18 protein-coding genes and 1 pseudogene are annotated in these 22,666 nt (G+C 66.4%); 9 read left to right on the top strand and 10 right to left on the bottom strand.

The window, feature by feature from the left end:
• Positions 1-141: 141 nt before the first annotated feature.
• Both KHP16_RS12055 and KHP16_RS12050 read right to left on the bottom strand, forming a co-directional pair.
• Positions 142-447, bottom strand: coding sequence for a hypothetical protein (locus KHP16_RS12055; RefSeq protein ID WP_244214567.1), 306 nt, complete (start codon positions 445-447; stop codon positions 142-144).
• A 59-nt stretch (positions 448-506) separates the two neighbouring features.
• Entirely contained in the window at positions 507-2,174 is a 1,668-nt protein-coding gene (locus KHP16_RS12050) for a M30 family zinc metallopeptidase (RefSeq protein WP_342344361.1), read from the bottom strand.
• A gap of 183 nt (positions 2,175-2,357) precedes the next feature.
• On the opposite strand from KHP16_RS12050, the gene KHP16_RS12045 reads away from it, so the two are divergent.
• A complete protein-coding gene (locus KHP16_RS12045) occupies positions 2,358-2,579 on the top strand; it encodes a hypothetical protein (RefSeq protein WP_147306189.1) in 222 nt (73 codons plus the stop codon).
• A gap of 86 nt (positions 2,580-2,665) precedes the next feature.
• Here the strand turns inward: KHP16_RS12045 and KHP16_RS12040 are convergent, their stop codons facing one another.
• Entirely contained in the window at positions 2,666-3,874 is a 1,209-nt protein-coding gene (locus KHP16_RS12040; RefSeq protein ID WP_211960252.1) for a sensor histidine kinase, read from the bottom strand.
• 123 nt (positions 3,875-3,997) lie between these two features.
• On the opposite strand from KHP16_RS12040, the gene KHP16_RS12035 reads away from it, so the two are divergent.
• Together KHP16_RS12035 and KHP16_RS12030 are read left to right on the top strand one after the other, a co-directional pair.
• Positions 3,998-4,933 (top strand): MBL fold metallo-hydrolase, encoded by a 936-nt coding sequence (locus KHP16_RS12035; protein WP_211960251.1) that lies wholly within the window; start codon positions 3,998-4,000, stop codon positions 4,931-4,933.
• Positions 4,926-7,241 (top strand): FdhF/YdeP family oxidoreductase, encoded by a 2,316-nt coding sequence (locus KHP16_RS12030; protein WP_211960250.1) that lies wholly within the window; start codon positions 4,926-4,928, stop codon positions 7,239-7,241. The genes KHP16_RS12035 and KHP16_RS12030 overlap by 8 nt, the downstream gene beginning before the upstream one ends.
• Before the next feature lie 21 nt (positions 7,242-7,262).
• Here KHP16_RS12030 and KHP16_RS12025 read toward each other — a convergent pair whose 3' ends face one another.
• Together KHP16_RS12025 and KHP16_RS12020 are read right to left on the bottom strand one after the other, a co-directional pair.
• Positions 7,263-7,805 (bottom strand): cupin domain-containing protein, encoded by a 543-nt coding sequence (locus KHP16_RS12025; protein WP_211960249.1) that lies wholly within the window; start codon positions 7,803-7,805, stop codon positions 7,263-7,265.
• A gap of 41 nt (positions 7,806-7,846) precedes the next feature.
• Positions 7,847-9,682, bottom strand: coding sequence for a putative bifunctional diguanylate cyclase/phosphodiesterase (locus KHP16_RS12020; RefSeq protein ID WP_109583136.1), 1,836 nt, complete (start codon positions 9,680-9,682; stop codon positions 7,847-7,849).
• A 309-nt stretch (positions 9,683-9,991) separates the two neighbouring features.
• Here KHP16_RS12020 and KHP16_RS12015 point away from each other — a divergent pair, with 309 nt between their 5' ends.
• The 5 genes from KHP16_RS12015 (at position 9,992) to KHP16_RS11995 (ending at position 17,314) form a co-directional block, all read left to right on the top strand.
• On the top strand, positions 9,992-10,951 hold the full coding sequence (locus KHP16_RS12015) for an alpha/beta fold hydrolase (RefSeq protein ID WP_211960248.1): 960 nt from the start codon (positions 9,992-9,994) through the stop codon (positions 10,949-10,951).
• 77 nt (positions 10,952-11,028) lie between these two features.
• Positions 11,029-13,473: a DUF3772 domain-containing protein gene (locus tag KHP16_RS12010; RefSeq protein WP_109583138.1), complete on the top strand. Its 2,445-nt coding sequence runs from the start codon at positions 11,029-11,031 to the stop codon at positions 13,471-13,473.
• 123 nt (positions 13,474-13,596) lie between these two features.
• Positions 13,597-15,816 carry a VTT domain-containing protein gene (locus KHP16_RS12005; RefSeq protein ID WP_211960247.1) on the top strand — a complete coding sequence of 740 codons (2,220 nt, stop codon included), beginning with the start codon at positions 13,597-13,599 and terminating at the stop codon, positions 15,814-15,816.
• 1 nt (position 15,817) lies between these two features.
• Positions 15,818-16,624 carry an endonuclease/exonuclease/phosphatase family protein gene (locus KHP16_RS12000; protein ID WP_211960246.1) on the top strand — a complete coding sequence of 269 codons (807 nt, stop codon included), beginning with the start codon at positions 15,818-15,820 and terminating at the stop codon, positions 16,622-16,624.
• 270 nt (positions 16,625-16,894) lie between these two features.
• A complete protein-coding gene (locus KHP16_RS11995) occupies positions 16,895-17,314 on the top strand; it encodes a hypothetical protein (RefSeq protein ID WP_109583141.1) in 420 nt (139 codons plus the stop codon).
• Between the two features lie 42 nt (positions 17,315-17,356).
• Here the strand turns inward: KHP16_RS11995 and KHP16_RS11990 are convergent, their stop codons facing one another.
• The 4 genes from KHP16_RS11990 to cls form a co-directional block, all read right to left on the bottom strand.
• A complete protein-coding gene (locus KHP16_RS11990) occupies positions 17,357-17,545 on the bottom strand; it encodes a hypothetical protein (protein ID WP_211960245.1) in 189 nt (62 codons plus the stop codon).
• A gap of 87 nt (positions 17,546-17,632) precedes the next feature.
• Entirely contained in the window at positions 17,633-18,130 is a 498-nt protein-coding gene (locus KHP16_RS11985; RefSeq protein ID WP_115953108.1) for a hypothetical protein, read from the bottom strand.
• 277 nt (positions 18,131-18,407) lie between these two features.
• Positions 18,408-19,169: a TetR/AcrR family transcriptional regulator gene (locus tag KHP16_RS11980; RefSeq protein WP_211960244.1), complete on the bottom strand. Its 762-nt coding sequence runs from the start codon at positions 19,167-19,169 to the stop codon at positions 18,408-18,410.
• A gap of 98 nt (positions 19,170-19,267) precedes the next feature.
• Entirely contained in the window at positions 19,268-20,701 is a 1,434-nt protein-coding gene (cls, locus tag KHP16_RS11975) for a cardiolipin synthase (RefSeq protein ID WP_109583145.1), read from the bottom strand.
• 235 nt (positions 20,702-20,936) lie between these two features.
• Between cls and KHP16_RS28355 the strand changes: the two genes are divergently transcribed.
• On the top strand, positions 20,937-21,737 hold the full coding sequence (locus KHP16_RS28355; RefSeq protein ID WP_109583146.1) for a response regulator transcription factor: 801 nt from the start codon (positions 20,937-20,939) through the stop codon (positions 21,735-21,737).
• A 47-nt stretch (positions 21,738-21,784) separates the two neighbouring features.
• Here KHP16_RS28355 and KHP16_RS11970 read toward each other — a convergent pair.
• A pseudogene (locus tag KHP16_RS11970) lies at positions 21,785-22,474 on the bottom strand (EAL domain-containing protein); the annotation flags it as partial.
• Between the last annotated feature and the right edge of the window lie 192 nt (positions 22,475-22,666).

The following is a 22,666-nucleotide window of genomic DNA, read 5'->3' as shown; positions in this document are numbered from 1 at the left end:
CATCGAAGCGCTTGCCGGCGGGCTTTATCATCCCTCCTCCGCTAGCGGCGAATGCACCCCCGATCAGAAATCACCGCTGCCAGAGGTGGTCGGTCGCCTGCGCGCGGTGTTGGGGCCGGCGTTGACCTCGAATCCGTAGCGCTACGGCTGCGCAGGTTTCGCCTTGCCGTTGACGCGCAGGGAGGGTAGCCACACGTTGGGCCCGGGTGCGCGCGCCACGGTGCCTGTTACCGTGGCCTGACGCCCTTCGAGCGCGCGGGCTTCGGGGATGGGGAGGCCGATGAGTTCCCACGTCTCCTGCGATGTCTGCATCATGACGATCGGGAACGGTTCGTTGCCCTTGATCTGGATATTGCCGGTCAGCGTTTTCTCGCCGGCATCCGCTGTGACGGCGCACGCGGTCAGGCTGATGGCCATCAGCGCGGGCACGAGTTTCGTGGTGAGCATGGACATGAGCGAAGGAGAAAGGGAACGGCGTCCGCCGCCCCCTTTTCTGGTTGCCTGGCTTACTGAATGACGACCGACAGCGTCGAACCGGCGGGGACCTTCACCGTTTCGCTGTAGGTGCCGGACACCGCCTTGCGCACGACCGGCAGGCTCGCGTACGGCTGCAGGGTCGTCGGGACCGATTGCGTCAGGGTGCGGGTCGCGAGCCGCGTCTGCGGATCGATCACCGGCAGCGTGAAGCCACCTTCCGCGCGCGCCGGGAAGCCAAAGCCGGACGGGCTGGGGGACTTCATCAGCGAGGCGGACGTCGCGCCGAAACGGCGCAGTTGCTCGCCGAGGCTGGACGTGGGGGCGATCGCGCGGATCGACGCGTCGAGGACCGTGACCGAGTCCGTGCTGCTCACGTTCGTCAGCAGGTGCTTGTAGAACGCCAGGCCAAGCTGACGGTCGAGGAAGCCACCGAGCGAGCCGGACACCGAATAGCTGTCGCAAGCAGCGCCGAACGGGTCCCAGTTCAGCAGGCTGCAGTTATACGACCCGGCCTTGTAGCCGACGTAGTCCCGGAACCGGACGTCACGAATCGCGTTATAGGTCGGATCGATCGACTGGCTCGCGAAGTCTTCCATCATCATCGCGGTGCCCTCTTCCAGCCACGTGGCGAAGGCATAAGACGGCCCCGTCACCACCGCGCGGCGATAGAAGTTCTGCATGTGCATGCCCTCGTGCGCCATCGTCAGCAGCATCGACTGCAGGCCGGCGGCGCCGCCGAGGTACAGCGTCTCCGCATCGAGATACAGCGACACCGACTGGTTGCTGTAGGCGCTGGCCGCGGTCGTCAACGCATTGCGCGCGTAGAAGTAACCCACCATGCCGAACGGATGACCGTCGTTGTCGAAGTTCAGGACGACGATATCGATCGGCTGCGACACGGCGCCGCTGATGAGGTCGGAGTATGCGTGCGGCCCCCAGACCGGACCGCCCGTCTGCTTCAGCAGATCGTAGATCTTGCCCGTCGGCACGAAGCCCGCATACAGCTGGTTCACGATCGACGTACTGACCTTGCTCGGATCGCTCTCGGTCGTTTCCACCCAGAAGTTCACGACGGTGCCGTCGGCGGTCGTATCCGTGCGGATCAGCGTGGTCTGTCGCACGCTGTTGTCCTCGTGGTAGAAATTGCGCGTATCGCCCACGGTGTAGGCGGCGGCGCGCAGCGGCGGCGTCGTGCCGAACGACGAGCCGTTGACACCGGTGCCGCGGGTACCCGCGAGCGCTGCCCAGCCATCACGGTTGAAATCCGAGATGCGGCGCTTGATCGCGCTCTTGCCATCGTCGAACGCGATCGCGCTGGCGGCCACCGTCGGCACATGCGAGGCGGTCAGCGCGATGGTCGGCATCGTCTGCGGCGTGGCGGTCTGGTTCGTGAAGACCAGCGTCACGTCCTGTCCCGTCAGCCCCGAGATGCTGATCGGCATATCCACGGCCGAAGCGGTCGCATTGAGGTTCTGCCACACGCCGACGCCGCTACCGGCATACGTGTTGGCGTCCACGGCGGCGCAGCCCGAGCAGGCGGGCGATACGACGCTAGTTGGCTTGGTCACCGGGTTGACCGGCGCGCCGGTATCGGGCGTGCCCGGCGATTGCGTAGTCCCCGTGGTTGCCGCGGTGCTCTGCGCCGCCGGGCCATCTCCACCGCCTCCGCAGGCAGCCAGCACGGCCGCTGTCAGCACTGCCAAGGCAACAGCCCCCGGAAAAGACAAAGTGCGCTGTTGGCGCATGTATTTCTCCTCATGTTGTATGGCCGCGTTCCGTCAATGCGCGGCATCCTTGTTATCGGCAGAAATACGAAATGCATGAGGACTGGTGCGGATCTTGCAATTTCCTCCTCGATGATGACCGTAGAGGAGCTATCCATGACTGCAAATACGACAACGGACCGGGACGAACGCGACACCAAACTGGATAACGGCGAGGAGACGCAAGAGATCAAGGTCTCGGGCGAGGGGAACGGGCTCGTTGACGACGAGACCTCGGGCGGCGCGGCCATCCTGCAGCCCGACACGCCGCCCGCCGATCGCAAGACGGCCAACGAAATCAACGGGAAAGAGGGGGACGAGGACGCAGCGAGCCAGTAAAGCCGGTTGTAAAACTTTCGGCGAGACATTGCGGCCGCGAAGCAGGAATTGCATCGCGGCATCGCGGCCCGCCCTCGGGCCACTGACTAGGTCGGCGACTTCCCGACCATGATGGTCCACGCCGTGCCGTTTGCCGGGGAGCTCCGCACGTCGAGGCGGCCCTTGATGTGCGCCAGCATGTTGCGGACGGTACGAAGGCCGATGTTTTCCTTGAGCGCCGGTGTCGAGAGCCCCTTGCCGTTGTCCGCGACCGTGACGGTAAAACCTTCCACGGGCAAGCGCGAAAGGGAAAGCGTGATTTCACCGGGGCGGTTGTCGAACGCATGCTCGACGGCGTTCGCCACGAGTTCGTTGACGATGGTCCCGATGGTCGTGCACGCGTCCAGATCGGCAACGATCCCGAACTGGAGCGCGATCTTCAGCGTAATGTCGTTGTGCTCGAGATCGTAGAAGTCGTCGAAGCTCGTCGACATCGCCGTCAGATACCTGCCGAGATCCGCGCGCTCGGCCTGCTCGCTCAGGCCGAGCAGATGGTCGTACAGCGCCGCCATGGCGAGGACCCGCCGCTCGACGTTGCGCAACTGCTTGCGGTTCTCATCGGCGACCTGGAGCCCCACGCGCTGAACCATGGCGATGATCATCTGGAGGTTGTTGCGAATGCGGTGCTGCTGCTCCCGGAGCAATACCGCCTTGGCATCGCGCTCCGCGGCGAGCGTCCGCTGCACGCGCTGCTTCTCGATGCTTTCGGCAAGCAGGCTCGCCACGGACGCCAGGTAGGAAAGCGTGATGGCGCTGACGTCCACCTGCTCGGGATAGTCGACCTCCAGCACCCCATAAGCGCCCTGCTCGTTGAGCAACGGCACATTCACCGAGGTGACGATGCCCTTCTCCTTGAGCAAGGCCGGCAGCGTCTCCGGCGGCCGCCGCCTGACATCGGGATCGACCACCGGCGCCGATTCCCGGATCGCCTCCCCCGGCGGATTTCCGCCGGCGGCCTTGCCCGCCGACCTGCCGACATCCTCGGGCGAGAGCCCGAACTGGCTCGTGACGACCAACGAGTTATCGCTCGCATCGAGCTCCAGCACCTTGGCCATCGGCGCACCGGCGCCCTCAGCGGCAATACGCGCGCCAAGGTCCAGCAACTGCTGCAGCGTGACATCGCTGCGCATGGCTCCGACAAGCCGTGTAAATAGCCTGTGCAAGTCGAGCACATCCTGCACGCGGACGGTTTCATCCGGCCCTGCAACGATGTCCTTCACCGCCGCCGTCAGCGTTGTGGCTCTCGCGCCGGTCATATGGCCTCCTCTCGGCAGCATGCAAGACAACATGAGCCGCAGGCATCAATCGTGCCGTGCCGCGCGCCGATCGCGTGGCATGCATGATGCGTGATGGCGCCAACTCAATCCTCCGGTGCAGCCATGGCACGCATTCATCATCTCAACTGCATCTCGACCTGTCCGCTCGGCGGCTGGCTGATGGATGGCATCTCGCGCTCCGCCTTCGAACGCGGCAGGCTGACCTGCCACTGCCTTCTTGTCGAACTGCACAACTGTCTGGTGCTCGTGGACACGGGGCTCGGCCGCCGCGACGTGGCCGACCCCGCGTCGCGTCTGAGCAAGTTCTTCCTTGGGCTGGTCAAGCCGGAGTTCCGCGACGAGATGACGGCATACCGTCAGGTCGTCGCGCTGGGATTCGACCCACGCGACGTCCGCCATATCGTGCTCACGCACCTCGACTTCGACCATGCCGGGGGGCTCGACGACTTCCCATGGGCGCAGGTGCACATGATGGCCGTGGAGCACGACTACGCGATGCAGCAGCGCACATGGATGGACCGCCAGCGCTTTCGCCCGCAGCAATGGTCCACGCGCGACAGCTGGCACACCTACACCCCGATCGGCGGCGACCACTGGTTCGGCTTCCAACATGTCAAACCGTTGCAGGATTTGTCGTCGGACATTGCCATGATCCCGCTCCCGGGGCACACCTTCGGGCATGCGGGTGTCGCGGTGCGCCGCGACGCGGCCGATTGGCTGCTGATGGCCGGCGACGCCTACTTCTACCACGAGGAGATGCGCATCGACGCGCCGCACTGCACGCCGGGCCTGCGCTTCTATCAATGGATGCTCGAGAAGGACCGCCTCGCCCGGTTCGACTCCCAGCGTCGGCTGCGCCATCTCGCGCATGAGCCGAACGGCGTACGGGTCTGCTGCGCGCACGACCTGATCGAGTTCGAGGCCCTGGCGGGCCGTCCCGCCTCGGTCACGGCGACGCCGCCCGCGCACCCCCCCGCGTCCACCATGCCCGCGGCCGCGCCCCTGACAATGCACACACAAGGCAATCTCCATGGATGACACACGACGCAAGGATGTACCGGGCGTGGGCCGCTACGGTGGCCCCGCCGGCGGCTGGGGCGCATTGCAGGCCGTCGCGCGCGCGATTCGCGGGCAGATGGGCACGGGTCGAAACGCCATCATGCTGATGCGCGTCAATCAGCCGGATGGGTTCGACTGCCCTGGCTGCGCCTGGCCGGACCCGCGCCATGGCTCGTCGTTCGAGTTCTGCGAGAACGGCGCCAAGGCCGTGGCATGGGAAGCGACCTCGCACCGCACCACGCCGGGCTTCTTCGCGGCGCACACCGTCACCGAGCTGTTCCGGATGACCGATCACGACCTCGAGGACGAGGGCCGCCTCACGCATCCCATGGCCTACGACGCGGCGACGGACCGTTACGTGCCGATCGAATGGGAAGACGCGATGTCTCGCATCGGTGAAGCCCTGCGCGCATTGCCGCACCCCGACGCGGCCGAGTTCTATACGTCGGGACGCGCCTCCAACGAAGCGGCATTCCTGTACCAGCTGTTCGCGCGCGAGTTCGGCACCAACAATTTCCCCGACTGCTCGAACATGTGCCACGAGGCAACGAGCGTCGGCATGCCGGAGTCCATCGGCGTCGGGAAGGGAACGGTCACGCTCGAAGACTTCGACCATTGCGACGCGATCTTCTGCTTCGGGCACAACCCCGGGACCAATCACCCGCGCATGCTCGCGACACTGCGCGCGGCGTCGCGCCGCGGCGCGCAGATCATCGTCGTGAATCCGCTGCGCGAACGCGGGCTGGAACGCTTCACCTCGCCGCAAAGTCCGGCCGAGATGTCGCTCGGCCTCTCTACACCGATCGCGACACAGTACGTCCAGCCTCGCATCGGCGGCGATGCCGCGGTCATCAAGGGCATGATGAAGGCGCTGCTCGAAGCCGACCGCGAGGCGCGCGCCGGCCTGCTCCCGCCGGTGATCGACCAGGCATTCATCGACGGGCACACCACGGGCTATGACGGCCTGTTGGCGAACCTCGACGACACCGCGTGGCCCGACATCGAAGCCGCGTCCGGCCTGACCCAGCAGAGCATCGAGGAGATCGCGCGCATCTACGCCGACGCCAAGGCGGCCATCTTCTGCTACGGCATGGGCATCACGCAGCATCGGCAGGGCACGGCGAACGTCCATCAGCTCTGCAACCTGCTGCTGATGCGGGGAAACATCGGCCGCGCGGGCGCTGGCATCTGTCCACTGCGGGGCCACTCGAACGTGCAGGGCGACCGCACGGTCGGCATCACCGAAATCCCCTCCGATGCTTTCCTCGATCGCATGGAAGCAACCTTCGGCACGGCCATGCCACGGCGCAAGGGCCATAACGCGGTGGAGACGATGCAGGCCATGCTCGCGGGCGAGTCGCGCGCGCTGATTGCGCTCGGCGGCAATCTGCCCGTTGCGATGCCCGATCCCGAGCTCTGCCATGCCGCCATGCGCAAGCTGGACCTTTCGGTGCATATCGCGACGAAGCTCAATCGCTCGCATCTGCTGGTCGGCAAGCAGAGCTTTCTGCTGCCATGCCTTGGCAGGACGGAGATCGACATGCAGGAGACGGGGCCGCAATCGGTGACCGTCGAGGACTCGATGTCGATGGTTCATGCCTCGCGCGGCACGCTGCAGCCCGCGTCGGATATGCTGCGGTCCGAACCCTGGATCGTGGCGGCCATGGCGAAGGCGACGCTGCCCGGGTCGAAGGTGGACTGGGACGCGTCGACCGCCGACTACAACCGCATCCGCGACCTGATCGAACGCGTCTTCCCGGACTTCAAGGATTACAACGCGCGCGTCAGCGAACCGCTCGGGTTCCGCCTGCCCAATGCCGCGTCCGCGCGCCGATGGAACACCAACAGCAAGCGCGCCAACTTCATCACGATGGAAGGGCTCGGAGAAATGCCCGCGCGTGACCACTCGGGCGCGCTGATGCTCGCGACGATCCGCAGCCACGATCAATACAACACCACGATCTACGGCTACAACGACCGTTACCGCGGCATCACGGATCGCCGCGACGTCATCTTCGTCAACCCGTCGGACCTCGAGGCGCTCGGCCTCGCCCATGGCGACAAGGTCGACGTGGAAGCCGTATCCGATCGCGTGGGCGTGCCGGGCAACCGCGTCCTGCGCAATGTCACGGCGGTCGCCTACGAGATTTCACGCGGTTCGGTCGCGGCGTACTACCCCGAGGCGAACCACCTCGTCGCGCTCGAGAACTTCGACCCGCGCAGCGGCACACCGTCATACAAGTCGGTACCGGTATTCCTGCGCGCTTGCCGCGCGCCGCACCAGTAAACGCAGCAGACGCGGGGGCGCTCAGGGCCGGCTCGCCAGCCGGGCAATGTCCCCTGCATGGGCCGGGTAGGCCTGCTCCAGCGCCGCGATCCGCGCCGCGTCCGCGAGCTCGAACTCGGAGAACTCGAAGCCGGGCGCCACGGTGCATCCCACCAGCGCGAACCCCTCGCCTTCGTCCTCGCCCTCGTCTTCACCCTCGCGGGCGCGCTCCGCCGCGAACCATCGTCCCGCAGGCACGATCGCCTGAAACGACGTACCCGAATGCAGGAGCGGATTGCCAAGCCGGTGCGTCGTCATGACGCCATCGTCGCCGAGCACATGCACGTGGATCGGTGTGCCCGCATAGAAGTGCCAGGCCTCGTCCGCGCGAATGCGATGCCACGCGGAATACGCATTGCCCGAAAGCATGTAGTAGATGCCCGTGGAAGCAGACCGCTCCACGCCGTCGGGCCGCGTGACACGCAGCGTGTCACGCCACGTCTCGCGATAGAACCCGCCTTCGGGATGCGGCATCAAGCCGAGTTCGCGAACCAGCCGCGCCTGCAGATCGAATGTCGTCGTCATGAACGATTGCCCTGGAATGCCCTGGAATGTCGTTCGCGATACTACCCTGCCGCAACCGTGCCCGCATCGGCACTCATGCCGCCCCGGCCGGGGCCGTCTGGCCCCGACGGCGGATACGGCGCCGACAGCATCGCGCGCACGTCGAACGGCGGCGCTTCCAGCCGCCGCAGGAGCTCGTCGAACGCCACAGGGCGGCTGAACAGATAGCCCTGCCCGATATCGCAGCCGAAGTCCTTCAGCACCGCCACCTGCCACGGGTGCTCGACCCCTTCCGCCACCACGCGCAGGCCCAGCATCTGCGCCATGCCGATCATCGCGAGCACCAGCTGCTTGTCGCTGTGCGACGCCTGCATGTCGTGGATGAACGACCGATCGATCTTGAGCTCGCTCACGGGCAGATGCTTGAGCGACGACAGGTTGCTGTAGCCCGTGCCGAAGTCGTCGACCGAAATCGCCACGCCCGCGGCGCCCAGTTCGCGCACGAATTCCGCCATGCCTTCCTTGTTGAGGAACAGCGAATTCTCGGTCAGTTCGATCTTGAAGCGCCGGCAGTCCAGTCCATGTTCATGGATGGTGCGCAGCACCGACTTCTCCTTGTGCCAGCGCAGCTGCATCGGCGAGAAGTTCACGGCGATGCGAAAGTCGCACGCGAGCTGGAGCGCTTCCAGCCGCGATGCGTACCGGCAGGTCTCGTGCAGCACCCAGTCGCCGATCGCGCCGATCATGCCCGTTTCTTCGGCAATCGGCACGAACTCGGCCGGAGATACCGCCTTCATGCCATCGCGGTTCCAGCGCAGCAACACCTCCGCCCCGACGATCACGCCAGTGGTCAGCGAAACCTGCGGCTGCCACACCAGCGAAAACTCCTCGCGTTCGAGCGCGCGGTGTAGCGCGTTCGAGATATCGAGGCGGTTGAGCATGCGGTCGTGCAGCTTGGGCGAATAGAAGTGGCAGGCGCCGATGCCGTCTTCCTTCGCGCGATACATCGCCGCATCGGCATTCATGACGAGCGCTTCCGCGGTCACGCCATCGGCCGGGTAGCGGCTCACGCCGATACTGGCGGAGACGTAGCTCTGGATGCCATCGAGCGCGATGGGCTCGGCAAGTTCGTCGAAGATGCGGCGCGCGGTGGCATTGACCGTGTCCACGTCGCCGGTGTCGTGCAGGATGAAGGTGAACTCGTCCCCGCCCAGCCGCGCGACCATGTCCGTCTGGCGCACGAGCTTGCTGAAGCGTTCGGCCACGACCTTGAGCAGCCGGTCCCCAAAGGAATGACCGAGCGTGTCGTTGACGTCCTTGAAGCGATTCAGGTCGAGGAACAGCAGCGAAAACTCGGTGCCGCGATGGGAGGACTGGCCGATCGCCTGATTGAGCCGCTCCTGGAACAACTGGCGGTTCGGCAGTCCCGTCAGGCTGTCGTAATAGGCGAGATGCAGATATTGGGCGCGCAGGCTCTCGCGCTCGGCCTCGAGCTGCTCCACGAGGACCTCGCGCTCCTGCCGGTAGATCTCGGCGCGCCGCACGAGTTCTGCGAGCACGCTCTGCACGGAGATCACGCCGAGGTAGGTGCCATCGGGCTCGATCACGGGCAGGTGGGCCTGCACGGCCACGCGCATGCGATGCAGCGCGCGGACGGCATCGTCGTTGGGCCGCAGCGCCTCGCCCTGCCGGCGCGTCAGCAGATCGCCAAAGCGGCGCGACGGAAACAGCGTGGCCTGCCGGTCGGTCACCAGACCGGCGAAGCCGCCGTTCTCGGCGAAAACCGCAAACGCCCGCATGCCCTCGACATCGGCTTCGGCCAGGTCTCGATATCGCTCGTCGACGCGTACGCGACGGGCAGAGGGATCGAGACAATCCCTGACTTGCAACGTTTGCATAAAGACCCAACACGAAATTCGACCATCGCGGCGTGTTTCTAACAGAAATGCGCCGAATCAGCCACCCTGCCGAAGCATGGCACGCATTGGCTACGGCCGCGTCGCCTTGCGCCCGCCTGGCGTGCATTTCCCTTCGGCACGATTCCTGCTCGAATCGAACGACTGTTGGTGTTGTAAGCATGACGACGTCATGTGTGGCCCTTAAGGCTGCCATTACGATAGCGCCTGCCCGCTGCCCTGATCCTTCCCGCGACCCTGCCCGGTCCGACGGTGGTGGAACTCCTTCGATATCGCCCCATCGCCCAGCTTATGCGCGCGCATCTTCGTGTCTTCGTCCTGTGCGCGCTACTGTGGTGCACCGGTATCGCCGCCGGTATCGCGCAAGCGGCGCCGGTTGCCTACCGATCGGTCACCGTGGACGGCATCGGCATCGCCTACCGCGAGGCCGGCTCGCCGGACCGTCCCACGCTGCTGCTGCTCCACGGCCTGCCTTCGTCGTCGCGCATGTACGACGGCCTGCTGCGCGCGCTGGGCGACACCTATCACCTCGTTGCGCCCGACTATCCCGGCTTTGGTAACAGCGCGGCGCCGCCCGCGACGCAGCTTCGGTACTCCTACGATCGGCTCGCCAGCGTCATGCTGGGGTTTGCGGACGCGCTCAAGCTGGACCGCTACGTCCTCTTCATGCAGGGCGACGGCGCGCCGGTGGGCATGCGCATGGCCCTTGCCCGGCCCAACGCGGTGCTTGGCACGATCTTCCAGAACGGCAACGTCTACGCGGAGGGGCTCGCGCCCGCGTGGGAGGCGCGCCAGCGATACTGGACCAACCGCGGCGCGCACGAGCAGGACGTGCGCGCGGCCCTCCTGTCGTTCGCGGCTGTACGCGGCCGGCACGTCGGCAGCGATCCCGACGCGGAGGCCTACAACCCGGACCTGTGGATCGACGAACTCGCCTTTCTGCGCCGGCCGGGCACGATCGACATCCAGACCGATCTCGCGTTCGACTACCGCGACAACCTCTACCGCTACGCGCAGTGGCAGACGTGGCTGCGCCAGCGGCAGCCGCCCACGCTCGTGCTGTGGGGCCGCTACGATACGACGTTCACCGAGGCCGGCGCGCGCGCGTTCCGGCGCGATCTCCCCACCGCGTCCATCCGCATTCTGGATGGTGGGCATTTCCTCATGGATACGCGTTTCGACGACGTGGCCGTGCTCACGCGCAAGTTCATGGCGGAGCAGATCGCGGCGCGCGGCGTCCTGGCCAAGTGATGCAACCGCATTGCGTATAATCCCCCCGTTCGTGGGGAGCAATCTGCTCTCCGCCCAGACATCCACGCGATTCCGCAATGAGCAAATTCTCAAAGTTTGCGCTGAACCTCGTGCTGATTGCTCTGTGTCATCTTGCGCCCGCCCTAGCGACGGCGGCCGAAGGTGGAACGGATGCCAGTGCGCCGCAAGCGCAAGTGCTGTCCCAAGGCGACATCGTCGCTGAACTCAAACGCCTGCAGACCTCGCAGGACCGCATCAAGCAACAGGCCTCGGCGCCCGACGGCAAGACCAAGCTCGGCGGGCTCGACGACGCCTTGCAGGACCTCAATGCGGACGTCGACAAGCTTGGCGCCGCCATCAAGCCGCAGATCGCCGAACTGCAGGCGCAGCTCGACGTGCTCGGCCCGCCGCCCGCCGCCGGCACCACGCCAGAAGCGGCGGCGGTCGCGCGCAAACGTGCCGACCTCAACGCCCGCAAGGCGCAGCTCGACGCCGCCCTGAAGCAGACCGACGAATCGCGCGACAACATCGCGCACCTCAACGACCAGCTCGACAAGCTCAAGCGCAGCCGCCTCAAGGACCAGCTCGCATTGCGGTCGGAGAGCGTGCTCAATCCGCATTTCTGGGCCCCGCTGTTCAATCCTGCCGAAGAGGACCGCCGCCGCTTCGATGCGTTTCTCGACCAGGTCGTGCCGATGGGCCAGCTCGCGTTCCAGCCGGGCGCACGCACGGGCACCGTGCTGCTGCTCCTGTTCGCCGGCCTGTTGTGGACCGTTGGCCGCCGGCTGATCGAACGCGGTGTCGCATGGTATTGCCTGACCTTCCTGCCCGCCACGCGGCTGCGGCGTAGCGCGCTGGCGCTCGCCACGGCGCTGACCACGGTGGTGACGACGGCCATCGCCGTGCATCTCGTCTACATCGCTTTCACGCGCCTGTACGAGCCGCCGCCCGATCTCGAGGGGCTGCTCAGCGAGATGGCCAAGCTCATGATGACCAGCGCGCTGATCGCCGGGCTGGGCCGCGCGCTGCTCTGCACGCGGCATCCGTCGTGGCGCCTGCCCGCGCTGGCCGACGCCGTGGCCAGCGCGATGCGCCCCTTTCCGTCGATCCTTGCCGGTCTGCTGCTGGTGGCCGGTACGCTGGAGCAACTGAACCGCACGGTCGACACCAGCGTGCCGTTCACGCTGCTGGGTCGCGGGCTGGTGTCGCTCGTCGTGGTCGTCGTCATCGGCGCCGCGCTGCTGCGCGCCAACCGCGTGCGCACGGAACTCGCCGCTGCCGGAGAACAACCGGAGGCACGCGCGACGCTCGCGGGCCTGATCCATGCGGCCGTGACGCTGGCCACCGTCATCTCGCTCGGCGCGCTGCTCGTCGGCTATATCACCGTTGCGCGCTTCCTCACTTACGAACTGGTGTGGTTCGATATCGTGCTGTGCAGCTTCTACCTGCTGACGCAGCTCACGCGCGATATCTGCGAGAGCCTGTTCTCGCCGCAGTATGCGAGCGGGCGCGTGATCAAGCAGCTGTTCGGCGTGGGCGATCATCACCTCGAGCAGACCTCCACGGTGCTGTCCGGCATCGGGGTGAGCCTGCTGCTCATCATCGCGGCCATCGCGCTGATGACGGGGGGTTTCGGCACGACGCCTTCCGAACTCGTCGATAGCGTGCTGCGCGTGCTCGGTGGCGAGCGGCTGCGCAGCCTCAACATCATGCCGGACCGCATCCTCAACGCCATCATCGCGTTGACGGTGGGGGTGTGGCTGCTGCGGTCGGTCCGCCGTTGGCTCGATGCCGAAATGCTGCCCAAGCTCGGCATGGATCCGGGCCTGCGCGCGTCCCTGATCACGCTGTTCAGCAATGTTGGCTATGTCCTGCTGGTGTTGCTCGTGCTGTCGCTGCTTGGCGTGCGCTGGGAAAACCTGGCATGGATCGTCAGCGCGCTGTCCGTGGGCATCGGCTTCGGCCTGCAGGAGATCGTCAAGAACTTCGTGTCGGGCCTGATCCTGTTGACCGAGCGGCCGGTCAAGGTCGGCGACATGGTGAGCATCGGCGGCGTCGAGGGCGATATCCGCCGGATCAACGTGCGCGCCACGGAGATCCAGCTCGGCGACCGCTCGACGATGATCGTCCCGAACTCGCAGCTGATCTCGCAGAACGTGCGGAACGTGACGATGAGCAACAGCACGCAGGGGGTGGCGACGCTGCAGCTGACCTTCCCGCTGAATACGGACCCCGAACAGGTTCGGGACCTGCTGCTGGATGCCTATCGCGACAACGAAAGCATCCTCGATGTCCCGGCGCCGTCGGTGACGTTCAACCAGCTGGCGCCGAACGGCATCACCCTGAGCGTCACGGGCTATGTGAGCAGCCCACGGGTGACGGGCAACACGAAGAGCGACCTGCTTTTCGAGATCCTCAAACGCCTGCGCGCGGCCAATATCTCGCTCTCGATGCCGCAGACCCTCCGCGTGGAGAACTTCCCCATGCCGGGCAACGAATCGATCGAACGCGCGGCGAGTTGACCGGTAGAAGTTTTTACAAAGGACGGTAAAGCGCACAACCGGGCCGCCACCCGCGAACCGTTCCCGCCACACAGCCATGCGGGTTTCCACCCGGGTCCGGATATTGCGCTGCGAGCGGTTGCCATGAGAACCGCCCCTGCCCCCATCCTCAAACCTGGCCACAACTGCTGGCGCCAGGAACACAGCGACCGCTTCGCCATGCTCGTCGATGGCGAAGCGTACTTTTCCGCGCTTCGGGAAGCGCTGCTGCACGCCCGTCACACGGTGTTCATTCTCGGCTGGGACATCGACAGCCGCATGGAGCTCGAGCCCGGGGGCAGCAACGACGGCTATCCCGCCGCGCTCAAGGATTTTCTGAACGAGCTTGCGCGGCGCCGCCCGGGCCTGCGGGTGTACGTGCTCAGCTGGGACTTCTCGATGGTGTTCGCGCTCGAACGCGAATGGCTTCCCGCGGCGCAGGCCCACTGGCAGGCCCATAGACGCCTGTCGTTCCAGCTGGACGGCAACCACCCGCCCGGCGCGTCGCACCATCAGAAGGTGGTCGTGATCGACCATCAGGTGGCATTCGCCGGCGGCCTCGACCTCACCATCCGCCGCTGGGACCGCCATCACCACATGGCCGACGACCCGCTGCGCAAGGATCCCGACGGCAAGCCATACGCGCCGTTCCATGACGTCCAGTGCGTCTTCGACGGCGACGCCGCGGCCGCCATGGGCGACCTCGCGGCCGAACGCTGGCGCAATGCCACCGGCCGCCGACCCCGCACGCCCGGTGAGGCCGACCGCCGCCTGGAAGACGCGTGGCCGCTCAGCGTGACGCCCGACATCACTGACGTGCACCTAGGCATCAGCCGCACCGAACCACCGCGCGACGACAGCCCCGGCGTGTCGGAAATCCGCGCACTGCACCTCGACGCCATTGCCTCGGCAAAGGACAACCTCTATCTCGAGAACCAGTACTTCAGCTCGACCCTCATCGCCGACGCGCTCGGCGAGCGCCTCCAGGAGGCGGGCGGCCCAGATATCGCATTGGTCTCGCGCCGGGTGGAAAGCGGCTGGCTGGAGGAACACAGCATGGGCGTGCTGCGCGCAAGGCTCTATCGCAAGCTGCGCGCCGCCGACACGGACGGCAGGTTCGCGCTGTTCTGCCCGCAGGTGCCGGGCCTCGGCGACGACTGCGTCAACGTCCACAGCAAGGTGATGGTCGTCGACGACACCCTGCTGACCATCGGCTCCGCGAACCTCAGCAACCGCTCGTTCGGCCTCGACACCGAATGCAACATCGTGCTCGAAGCCGCGGGCGACGCACGCATCGCCACCGCCATCCGCGCCATGCGAGACCGCCTGCTATGCGAGCACCTCGCCGTGACGCCGCGCGAATTCGACCTCGCCTTCAGCCAGACAGGGCGGCTGCTTGCCACCTGCGCGCTGCTGCATCGCCCGGAAGGCCGCACGCTGGAGCCGTTCGCGCCCGAGGTGCCCGAAGACATCGATGCGGTCTCCCCCTCCGCCGACCTGCTCGACCCGATCGAACCCATCGACAGCGAGCACGTGGTGGAGCAGTTCGTCAGCCACGAAGCCCGCCCGCGCGTAGTGGGCCGCGTCGGCATGCTCGTGCTGCTGCTCGTGGTGCTGGCGGGCCTCGCGTTCGCATGGCGCTATACGCCCCTGCGCGAATGGGCCGACTTCCGCGCCGTGCTCGCGCTGGTACAGCGCGTCGACGACATGCCGCTGGCCCCGCTCGCAATGATGGCCGCATACGTGATCGGCGGCCTCGTGCTGATGCCCGTGACGGTATTGATCGTCGTGACCGTCGTCGTCTTCGGCCCGCTTTATGGCGGCGCGCTCGCGTTATGCGGCACCGTGCTGAGCGCGGCCACCGGCTACGGCATCGGCCGCATGCTCGGCCGCAATGCGGTGCGCAGGTTCGGGGGCAACCGTTTGAATCGGCTGAGCCAGCAGGTCGGCGAGCACGGCATTCTCGCGATGGTCGTCATGCGCCTCGTCCCCGTCGCGCCGTTCACGCTCGTCAACCTCGTCGTCGGCGCCTCTCGCATCCGCCTGCGCGACTGCCTGCTCGGGACGATGATCGGCATGACGCCAGGCATCCTGATCTCGGCCTCGCTGGTCGACCGCATCGCCGCGGCCGCGCGCAATCCGGGTCCGCTCACGTTTGCGCTCGTGCTCGCCGTGCTGCTGCTCCCCGCGTCGGTGCTGCTGTTGCTGCGCCGTCGCAAGCGCCGCCGTGAAGCGCATGCGCGCGCGGCGGGCACCAGCGATCCCTCCAAGCGCCACCGGCCGCCCACGCCACCGTCCACCAGGCAGCGCATGGGCAGCGTATGACATGAACGCGCCCGACCGGCCAGATCGACAAGGCGCGCGGCAAACGACGACGACGCCGCCACCCCATGCGCATACGACGGTCGCCAGCTACAACATTCACGGCGGCGTCGGCACGGACGGACACTTCGTGCCGAATCGCATCGCGGGTGTGCTCGGGGAACTGTCCGCGGACATCGTCGCGCTGCAGGAGGTAGAAACGCGCGCCACGGGCTTCGACATGCTGCAGTTTCTGTCGAAACATGGCGGCCATCACGCGATTCCCGGCCCCACCCTCGTGCGGGCGGACGGCGACTACGGCAATGCCCTGCTCACGCGCTATCCCCCGCTGCGCGTGCGCCATATCGACCTCAGCGTGAAAGGACGCGAGCCGCGCGGCGCGATCGACGCGTTGCTGTCGTGCCGCGGCGAACACGATGGACTCGATGCCCTGGGCCCCGACGAACGCTTCACGCTTCGCGTGATTGCGACCCACCTCGGCCTGCGTCCGAGCGAACGCCGCTGGCAGGTGCAACGGCTGCTGACCGCGCTCGCGGAAATGCCCGCGCAGCCGACGCTACTGCTCGGCGACGTGAACGAATGGTTTCTGTGGGGCCGGCCGTTGCGCTGGCTGCATGCGTACTTCGACCGCACGCCGAACGTGTCGACGTTCCCATCGCGCTGGCCGATGCTCGCGCTCGATCGCATCTGGACATCGCCCCGCGCGCACCTCGTCTCCGTCGAACGCCATGCCACGCCGCTCGCCCGCGTGGCTTCCGATCATCTGCCATTGCGCGCCGTGCTGCACCTGATTGCCGCGCCACGCAGCTAGCGCCGCACGGACGCGTCCTACATCGCCTGCATTGACGCGCCCCGCGCCGCAATACGGGTATTTCGCTAGGCGGTCACGCTTTATCGGCCATGGGGTGCTTGCCTATACTGCCTTACGCAACGTGCGCGTCGCGAGTGGCCTGATGCGCGCGTGTGAAGGACGATCCAAGAAGAAAGATAGGGGACAGGTGGCGGCGTGTGCGGTTTGCGCGCGGCCGGGAGGTAACACATCGAGACTTGCCTGCCCTCGACAAAGAAAAGTGGAGACGGGATGACCAGCGAACAATTCCTTGCCACCCAGGAAACCCGCAAACTGGGCTTGCGCGCCTTGCGCGCGGCATTGCTCCAGGTGCATAAGGAAGTCATCGGCTACGACCGTAGCCAGTACGAACGCGTGCACGGTCCGATACCAGCCGGCCAGTTCGTCCAGCTCGTCACGGAAGAATCGTTCTTCCGCTGGCTCGATCCGCTCTCGCGGCTGATCATCGAGATCGATGAGGAACTCGAGGGCGTCGAGCATCACGACGACACGTGCCGCGCGGTAGCCGGCGCGGCGCAGAAACTGTTCAGCGATCGGGGCGACGCGGGCTTCCGCAAGCGCTATCAGGAAGCGCTGCAGGACGAGACGGCGGTGACCGTGGCGCACGGACGCCTGATGTCCGTGATCGGCCAGCTGCGTCAGTTACCCTGATCGCGAGCCCTTAAACTTGCGCGCGTGCCTTGCGCGCGTGCCTCACGCGCCCGGCTTCCGCTTCTCGTGCTCCGGCCGCGGGTCGACCGCGATCGGATCGCTTGCGGGAAACGTGTCTTCCAGCGCTTCATCGAGTTCCTGCTCGATCTTCTCGTCCTCGGTGTGCGCTTCCTCGTGGCGGCGCTTGCCGTCAGGATCGGCAGGCTTGGCTGGCTTGTTGGCATTGGTCATGACGAACGATCTCCCGCGATCAGGCATCCGTGATGCCGATGGTAATGCCATGGCGCAAACTCTGCCATGGAAGTGCGCGGCGCACGGTCAGCGACGGCCGCCGCCGCCGCGCGATGCGCCATAGCCGCCGCGCCCGCCGCCATAGCCCCCGCGATAGCCGCCACCGTAGCCGCCGTGATAGCCACCACCATAGCCGCCGCGGTAGCCGCCGTAGTACCCGCCGCGATAGCCGCGATAGCCCCCGTAATAGCCGCGTCCATAGCCACCCCATCCAAATCGCACGCTGCCGTAGTACGCGCCGTAGCCGTAGCGTGGCCCATACCAGTAGTAGGACGGGTAGTAAGCCGGATACACGGGGTACGACGCATAGGGATAGCCGCCGTAGTAGGTGTAGCTGGTGCCGTAGCTACCGTAATACCCCGAAGGGTACGCGGTCGTATCCGTCGCCGTGCCCGACGACACGTACCCCGGAGAGCTCCCGTAGTAGCTGTTGTAGCCGTAGTAATCCGGATAGGCGACGCAACCGCCGAGCATCAACGCGCCGCCGGCAGCCGTGACCCGCCACCATCCACGCATGTTTCGCATCGTCGCCTCCCGTTGTGGAATGGTCCCCGATGCGCGTCCGCCATGGACCCATCGAGGGCGCCGGTGCCGCGCACCGACAAACGTTAGACACGCAAGTTTCGCGAATATCCGATTCTCGGATGAGATTTATCTCACTACAGTCTCGCCTGTATCCGCGCCGTTTCATCGCGGGTACCCATGGAGCCGGGGTATTTCTACCCCTCCCCCGGTTTCCCCCTGCCAGCCACGCCGGCACCTCGCCGGCGTGGCTTTTTTTTCGGCCGCGCACGGCCCTGGCTCAGAGCCCCTGCTCCACCATCTCCAGCAGACGCTGCGACAGCGCATCGATCTCTTCCGCCGGCCGGCCATGCAAGGGGCCATCCAGCGCGAGCATGGCCAGGCCATGCACGGCGGCCCAGGCCAGATACTCCGCGCCGGGGCGCCTCCCGCTGGACAGCAGCCCCGCCGTGACGAGCCCGTCGAGCGCGGCGGATAGCAGCTGGAACGGGTTGAGCCCGCTGTTGCCCGCCTTGGCCGGATCGGCTTCCTCCTCTACCTGCCGCGCCTGCTCGCGAACCGAGAACGCGGTGCGGAACAGGCCGGTCTCCCGCTGCGCATAGCGCAGATAGCCGCGACCCACCGCGCGCAGCATTGCCCGCGCGCGCGTGGCCGCATCGGCCGCGTCGGCCGCGTCGCCCGCGTCGACCTCCTCGTCCTCTGGCGACACCGTCGCGCGCTCCGCCTCCATGGCGGCTTCCATCTCCATCGCCAGCTGCGACAGCGCGGCCGCGCGCACGGCTTCGAGCAGGTCCTGCCGGTTGGCGAAATGCCGGTACGCGGCATTAGGTACCACGCCCGCCCGACGGGTGGCCTCGCGCAACACGATGGCCTCCGGGCCGCCGGCCCTGGCGAGATCGATGCCCGCATCGAGCAGCGCGCGGCGGAGGTCGCCATGCCGGTAGGTGGTGCGAGCGGGGGTGCGGGCGGGGGTGGGCGTGGAGTCAGGCTGCGTGGTGGGCGCCGGCGGCGGCTCGGCCACCGTCGGGGTGTTGCGGGTCATGTCGACTCCCATGCGAGTGCCGTTTGTGACGGTTACGTGAATAGTAGACAGTGTACACAAGGGATGCCAGAAGCATCCGGCAACCGGGCACAGCGGACTCAGAGAATGGGCGCAAACAGCTTGGCCACGTGCATGGCCACCCGCATCAGCGCGGGGGAGCCAAGAAATTCCTCGCGGCCCACGGGCCGGGCCTGCGCAAAGTCGGCGTCGAGCATACGCGCGACGTCCGCGGCAAACCCCGCGTCCGCGGTCATCACCATCATCTCGAAGTTGAGCCGGAACGAGCGGTTGTCGAGATTGGCCGTGCCCACGGCCGCGGCCTCGTCGTCGACGAGGATGACCTTCTGATGCAGGAAGCCCGGCTGATAGCGGTAGATCTTCACGCCCGCGCAAATGGCCTGGTACGCGTAGATCGTGGATGCCGCGAACACCACGAGGTGGTCCGGGCGCGCGGGAATCAGGATGCGTACGTCCACGCCGCGCAGCACCGCGAGCCGCAGCATCGCGAACACGGCCTCGTCGGGGACGAAGTACGGGGACGTGATCCACACCCGCTTGCGCGCCGACTGGATCGCCTCCACGAAGAACAGCGAGCACGTTTCCTGATTGTCCGCGGGCCCGCTCGGCACAACCTGGCAAACCATGTTGCCGGCCGCCTGCTCCGGCGGCTGGAGCAGGTGCGGCACCTCGCGCGCGGCCCAGTACCAGTCCTCCGCGAATGCCATTTGCAAGCCGAGCACCGCCGCGCCGCGAATCTCGATATGCGTGTCGCGCCACGGCGCGAGCGGCGGGCGCGTGCCGAGGTATTCGTTGCCGACGTTATGCCCGCCGACGTACGCGCACGCGCCGTCGACGACCACGAGCTTGCGGTGGTTCCGAAAGTTCAGCTGGAAGCGATTGACGAAACCGGGATGCGTGGAGAACGCGCGCGCTTCCACACCGGCCTGCTGCAATTCGCGCACGTACGGACGGCCGAGCGCATGGCAGCCGATGCTGTCGTAGAGAAAATAGACCTTGACGCCAGCCGCGGCGCGCGCGCAGAGGCGCCGGTGGAGTTCGCGCCCCAGCGCGTCGTCATGGACGATGAAGAACTGGACCAGCACGACCTCGCGCGCGGCATCGATCGCCGCGAAGATCGCCGCGAACGTATCGGACCCGTTGATGAGCAGCCTGACGGCGTTGCCCGACACGCAAGGCATGCCCGTCAGGCGCGGCAGCGCGCGGAGGCACAGCGCCTCCGGTTCGCGCACGATGCGCGCGCCGAACGCGTCGCGCTCGCGCACGCTCATGCCGTGACGGATCTCGCGCAACCGGTCGTTGTTGAAACGTCGCGCGTTGACATATCCCGCGAACTGGCTGCGCCCGAAGATCAGGTACGGAATCAGCGTGAAGTACGGCATCATGACGAGCGACCCTGCCCACGCGATCGCGCCCGGCGCGGTCCGCACCGTCATGACCGCATGCAGTGCCGCGACCACGCCCACGACGTGGAAGCCGGCGACGATCGCTGCAACGATGCTGGGACTCAACATAGGGGGCACATAGGCGGAACATGGACCGCTATTCTGGCATAGGAAAAGCGTCGATTCCCACACGCCCGCCGACCGCTTCCATCGAATGTTGCGAATTCGAAGAAGTACGACGTACTGATTTTGATGTAGGAAATTTCAGATTTAACTGATTGCTGGCGCCTCCTGCGGTCGATAGTCTCCCTCGAAATCTTCTTACCCGCGTCCCAGTTCTTGTTGTCTTTCAAGAGATTTCCGCATGACCGCCTCCCCCCATATCGCATGGCTCTCCAGCGGTGCGCCCCACCCGGAAGCCATCGTGGCCCTGCTGTCGATGGCCGGTTTCCGCTGCAGCGTCTTTCAAACGGGCCGCGACCTGATTCACGGCATCAGCCACGACACGTATGAGATGCTGTTGATCGATCGCGAACTGCCGGACATTCCCGCCATCGACGTCATCCGCGCGGTGCGTGCCGCTCGCGCGCGGGACGTTCCCATCATGATGCTGTCCGAAGTCTCGAGCGACGATGCCCTTGTCGAGGCGCTCGATGCGGGCGCGGACGACTACCTCGTGCAGCCTTTGTCGGAACGCGTGCTGCTGGCGCGCATCGCGGCCTTACGCCGCCGCGTGCTGACCGCCAGCGGCCGACTCGGCATGAGCGTGCGCGCGGGCCCGTACGAGCTCAACAGCGCGGGTCGCTATGCCCTGCTGCGCGGCAAGCGCATCGCGATGACGCCGAAGGAGTTCGATCTGGCCACGCTGATGTTCGCGAATGCCGGCTGCATGCTGAGCAACAACCGTATCGAGCGCGTGGTCTGGGGGCGCGAGCTGTCCCCGCTGTCGCGCGCGTTGGCGCAACTGGTCTCGCGCATGCGGCGCACGTTGTCGCTGGGCCCCGAGAACGGCGTGACCGTGAGCGTGGTCTATGCGCAGGGTTATCGGCTCGACGTGCTGGACAACACGCGGGCCGACGAGCTGGCCGTGCCCGCGGTGCCCGCCGCCCCACGCGATCCGTCGCAGGTCATGGCCCGCCACGTACAGCAGCTGATGTCCGTCTGACCCGCGGAAAGCGGCCGCGCGCCGCCCGTGGCATCGGGGCCGCCGAGGTAGTAACCCTGCGCGGCGACGATGCCGAGCTTCCGCACCGCGGCCAGCGCGGCCGCATCCTCGATCCCTTCCGCGATGGCCACGCCGCCGATGGCCCGCATCATCCGCAGCACCGCGCGCAGGATTTCCTTTCGCCGCGGACATGCATCGATCCCGCGCACGAGCGATTTGTCGATCTTGACGAACTGCGGGCTCAACGCCACGAGCAGGTCAAGGTTCGCATGGCCCGTTCCGAAATCGTCGAGCGCGTACCGCAGGCCGCGTTCGGTCAGCGTCTCCATCGCGCGCGCGAACGATTCCATGTCTCCCGTTGCGGTCTGCTCCGTGAGTTCGATGACGATGCGCTCGGGCGCGACAGGTTCTCCGGCCACGGTCAGCAGGTCCATCATGCCCTCCCCCGCACCGCACAATAATGTCCGTAATGTCTGCGCGCTGAAGTTGAGAAACAACTGGCCCGGCAGTGCGAGCGCGCTCCATGCCGACAGCGCGACACGCGCGGCTTCGCACTCGAGCGCGAAGGCGGCGCCGATCTCGCGCGCGTGGCGGAACAGCGCATCGGGTTGGGCCAGCGGCGAACCGGCGGGGCCGCGGATGAGCGCTTCGTAGCCGAGGACGGCATCGCCATGAAGCCGAACGATGGGCTGGAACACCGCGTGGAGCGGTGGGAAACCTGCGGCGTTGCGTTGCATGGCGGTCCGGTATTCGACGAAAAATCTGGCACGCCATTTCATGACCGTGACATGACCCCGGTATGACAAACTCGGAAAAGCCTCCAACAATTCGCCGCGTATATCGATATGCGTATCGCGGCGATTCGCAGCCCGATTGCGCCCTCCGTAAAGACCCTGACACAAACGCGTCAACCGATGGCGGCGCCGGAC

The sequence above is a fragment of the Cupriavidus plantarum genome, from assembly GCF_905397285.1.
In the GTDB taxonomy this organism is placed as follows: Bacteria; Pseudomonadota; Gammaproteobacteria; order Burkholderiales; family Burkholderiaceae; genus Cupriavidus; species Cupriavidus plantarum.
The sequence above is the reverse complement of the archived record's forward strand: the minus strand, read 5'-3'. Positions and strand labels throughout refer to the sequence as shown.

Coding starts and splice junctions, on each gene's coding strand:
- KHP16_RS11990 (WP_211960245.1), bottom strand. CDS start 17,545: ATGACCAATGCCAACAAGCCAGCCAAGCCTGCCGATCCTGACGGCAAG.
- KHP16_RS11995 (WP_109583141.1), top strand. CDS start 16,895: ATGACCAGCGAACAATTCCTTGCCACCCAGGAAACCCGCAAACTGGGC.
- KHP16_RS12010 (WP_109583138.1), top strand. CDS start 11,029: ATGAGCAAATTCTCAAAGTTTGCGCTGAACCTCGTGCTGATTGCTCTG.
- cls (WP_109583145.1), bottom strand. CDS start 20,701: ATGTTGAGTCCCAGCATCGTTGCAGCGATCGTCGCCGGCTTCCACGTC.
- KHP16_RS12005 (WP_211960247.1), top strand. CDS start 13,597: ATGAGAACCGCCCCTGCCCCCATCCTCAAACCTGGCCACAACTGCTGG.
- KHP16_RS12030 (WP_211960250.1), top strand. CDS start 4,926: ATGGATGACACACGACGCAAGGATGTACCGGGCGTGGGCCGCTACGGT.
- KHP16_RS12015 (WP_211960248.1), top strand. CDS start 9,992: ATGCGCGCGCATCTTCGTGTCTTCGTCCTGTGCGCGCTACTGTGGTGC.
- KHP16_RS12020 (WP_109583136.1), bottom strand. CDS start 9,682: ATGCAAACGTTGCAAGTCAGGGATTGTCTCGATCCCTCTGCCCGTCGC.
- KHP16_RS28355 (WP_109583146.1), top strand. CDS start 20,937: ATGACCGCCTCCCCCCATATCGCATGGCTCTCCAGCGGTGCGCCCCAC.
- KHP16_RS12045 (WP_147306189.1), top strand. CDS start 2,358: ATGACTGCAAATACGACAACGGACCGGGACGAACGCGACACCAAACTG.
- KHP16_RS12055 (WP_244214567.1), bottom strand. CDS start 447: ATGCTCACCACGAAACTCGTGCCCGCGCTGATGGCCATCAGCCTGACC.
- KHP16_RS12040 (WP_211960252.1), bottom strand. CDS start 3,874: ATGACCGGCGCGAGAGCCACAACGCTGACGGCGGCGGTGAAGGACATC.
- KHP16_RS12025 (WP_211960249.1), bottom strand. CDS start 7,805: ATGACGACGACATTCGATCTGCAGGCGCGGCTGGTTCGCGAACTCGGC.
- KHP16_RS12035 (WP_211960251.1), top strand. CDS start 3,998: ATGGCACGCATTCATCATCTCAACTGCATCTCGACCTGTCCGCTCGGC.
- KHP16_RS12000 (WP_211960246.1), top strand. CDS start 15,818: ATGAACGCGCCCGACCGGCCAGATCGACAAGGCGCGCGGCAAACGACG.
- KHP16_RS11980 (WP_211960244.1), bottom strand. CDS start 19,169: ATGACCCGCAACACCCCGACGGTGGCCGAGCCGCCGCCGGCGCCCACC.
- KHP16_RS11985 (WP_115953108.1), bottom strand. CDS start 18,130: ATGCGAAACATGCGTGGATGGTGGCGGGTCACGGCTGCCGGCGGCGCG.